Source organism: Glycomyces salinus, assembly GCF_016428645.1.
GTDB classification, from domain to species: Bacteria; Actinomycetota; Actinomycetes; order Mycobacteriales; family Micromonosporaceae; genus Glycomyces; species Glycomyces salinus.
The window spans coordinates 1-1,930 of sequence record NZ_JAELXW010000179.1 but is presented as its reverse complement, the minus strand read 5'-3'; the positions used below and the strand labels follow the sequence as shown (position 1 = coordinate 1,930).

Below are 1,930 nucleotides of genomic sequence, written 5' to 3'. Positions count from 1 at the left end.
ACCATGGTCAAAACCTCCGAACGCGCCCTGGTCACCTTCGGCGTCGACACCGACGGCGACGGCGCCACCGATGCCACGGTCACCGCGACCGACGAACACCCGATCTGGGTGGCCGACCTGGCGCAGGTGCCGATCGAGGACGTCTTCAGCACTGATCCGGCCGAGACCGATGCGGCTGACACCCCGCACGTCTCACACGATGAGTCGGCCGACGGTTCAGGTTCGGGAGGCGGTGGCCCACCGGTTGCTACCCTGTCGGCAACAACCGAATACGACAATCACCAGAGTGCCGGGCCCGAAGAGGACGCCGCCGTATCGACCGAGCCGCCGAGTGAGTTGCCTGGCCAGTGGGTTGACGCAATCGACCTGCAGATCGGCCAGCTCCTGCGCACCAGCGCAGGCAGCTGGATCCAGATCACCGCGGTCGATGCCAAGGTCGAGACGGCAATGGTCCACAACCTCACCGTCGCCGACCTCCACACCTACAGCGTCACCGCAGCAGACACCAACCTGCTCACCCACAACGCGGGCGGATGTGATCCCGCTAAAGATAGGCCAGGTAGCGAGGCGAGTGAGGAAAAACTGGCCGACCAGACACTAGGGGCCGGGGAGCACGCTCAAGAGGGAGTCGCGCTCATAGACGGCGATATTGACGCCCCGCCGGTGCGGGATATGGTGAATGAGGCTGGAGACAGATTTGGGTGCCACACCTGCGGTGCGTCGACATCTGGATTGCCAAGTGGAAATTGGATTCCAGATCATCAACCGCCGACGAAGCTAGTATCCCCCGGAGCACCACAAACTGCGTATCCGCACTGTGCAAGGTGCTATAGGAGTCAGGGCGGACTTGTATCGAACCTAATCAGACGTTCAAAGATTTGAGGTCTTCAGTATCCCAAGTTTTTATTCGAAACCTACGTTGAATAGGAAGTGATACTTCTGTACTCTGATCGCGAAGGAATGGTGAGCGCACTCGACCTCCACTCTCATCATGGAATGATAGTGGCAAGGTTCGAAAGCCTGCTCGAGATCAACTATCTTGATGAGCAAGTTTGTCATCGAGACGATGAGTTCGAAGACACTATCCAGCTATACACTCTTCCTGCCGTTGATGGGCCTATCAGAGTAGTGCTTTATAGGGCAGGCAAGGCTGAGTCGGTGCTCTCAGCTCTGGTGAAGATAGGTGAAGTCGAATGCGGAAGAGGTGAATCAAGGTTTTCTGATGTGAATGAAACAGCGATCCTGGGATTGCGCCTCAACTCTGTCGTCAATAGGATAAGCCTATACGTCGATAGAGTCGATTTTGCTACCTTTATCGCCATTGCGGTATAGAGGCATCTATTGATATAGCAGACCTGAAGCTTTTTGGCTGGCCCTCTGGGATGAGGATCCGGTTGTCGACGCCTCCCTTGCCGAGCCATCCAACCCAGGCTAAGCGTGACAGTTTCCCGTGACCGATCACAACTCGGCGCGTGCGGGCACGAATGTCCAAAAGTGAAGTGCTCTTTGGGCGTGATACCGGAAGGAGATTGTTTGGATGGTAGTAGACCGATATGAAAAGCTCGAGGGCTGCCTCAAGATACTTACTCCGGCCGAAGCAGGGCTTTTCGTAGCTTCTGGCTGTGAAAGGGTCAGGCCCTATTCGCGGTGTCTTCTTGAGACTGACCAACGGCCTGAGTTTGAGCTCGGTATGCGGGCCGATAAAGGTCTGTGGAATCGGGTCATGAACGGCACTGAACTGACCTCGGAGATCTATGAATCTGTCCTGTCATTCCTGGATGGAGTTTTCGAAGAAGATGAGGAGGATGAGCCGCAGGATTTGCTCTATCACCTGCCGTACGACGCTTTTTGTGTCATTGAGTCTTTCCGTGCAAGCCAGGCGATACGGACTGTGACTGAAACCCGTTGAGAGGCAAGGAAACCCCCTGGT

3 protein-coding genes are annotated in these 1,930 nt (G+C 56.0%); all 3 read left to right on the top strand.

Annotation, left to right across the window (positions count from 1 at the left end):
• Positions 1–882, top strand: an 882-nt coding sequence (locus tag JFB92_RS24930) for a polymorphic toxin-type HINT domain-containing protein (protein ID WP_199044652.1), incomplete at its 5' end; no start/stop codon positions are given.
• Positions 883–963: 81 nt separating this feature from the next.
• Positions 964–1,332 (top strand): hypothetical protein, encoded by a 369-nt coding sequence (locus tag JFB92_RS24925; protein ID WP_199044650.1) that lies wholly within the window; start codon positions 964–966, stop codon positions 1,330–1,332.
• Positions 1,333–1,723: 391 nt separating this feature from the next.
• Positions 1,724–1,909: a hypothetical protein gene (locus JFB92_RS24920; RefSeq protein ID WP_199044648.1), complete on the top strand. Its 186-nt coding sequence runs from the start codon at positions 1,724–1,726 to the stop codon at positions 1,907–1,909.
• Positions 1,910–1,930 lie beyond the last annotated feature (21 nt).

What these genes read in the sequence shown, in the direction of transcription:
- JFB92_RS24920 (WP_199044648.1), top strand. Translation starts at nt 1,724, where the DNA reads ATGAACGGCACTGAACTGACCTCGGAGATCTATGAATCTGTCCTGTCA.